Source organism: Streptomyces desertarenae (assembly GCF_042681365.1).
GTDB classification, from domain to species: domain Bacteria; phylum Actinomycetota; class Actinomycetes; order Streptomycetales; family Streptomycetaceae; genus Streptomyces; species Streptomyces desertarenae.
In genome coordinates this window covers 1-509 of the sequence record NZ_JBHUFU010000063.1, presented here as the reverse complement: position 1 = coordinate 509, position 509 = coordinate 1, and the positions used below count along the sequence as shown (strand labels likewise).

Here is a 509-nt window from a genome sequence, read left to right as displayed (position 1 = left end):
TGCCCTGACCGCCATTGAGAACTTTGCCAGCAGTATTTTCAGTGCCGGAATGGATTTCCTGTTTACCTGGGGAGAATTCATCGGGGTGATCAGCATGATTACCCTGTTTGCCCGCGCCCGTTCAGCCGGTCCGGTAAAAATGTCTCCCGGAAAATTTATTGCGGGGATGTTAACCAGCTGCATGCTCGTATCACTCCCGGCAATGATTAACGCCGGAGGCGTACACATGGGATTCAGGGCTGACTCATGTGGCCCGATTGCATATGTACAACCTCAGACGTTTGGCGCTGCTGCTGGCGCAGCAAATGCAGTTCTGTCGCTGGCCAAGCTGGCCGGTGTTGGATTTGTAATGAACGGGATATCCATCTGGCGCAAGGCCGGACTCGATGGACATACCGCACTGAGTGCCAGTGAATCCGTCAGTAAGGGAAACGTCAAATTTATTGCCGGCGTCCTGCTGGTCTTTATCGATCGTGTCCTCAATGCCCTGCTGGCAAGCATTGGAATCG

Annotated in this window: 1 protein-coding gene; it reads left to right on the top strand. The window is 53.4% G+C overall.

Annotated features, from left to right (window positions below; genetic code table 11):
- Positions 1-509: conjugal transfer protein TraQ (gene traQ, locus ACFSJS_RS27975; RefSeq protein ID WP_380905301.1), on the top strand; the 509-nt coding region annotated here is incomplete at both ends.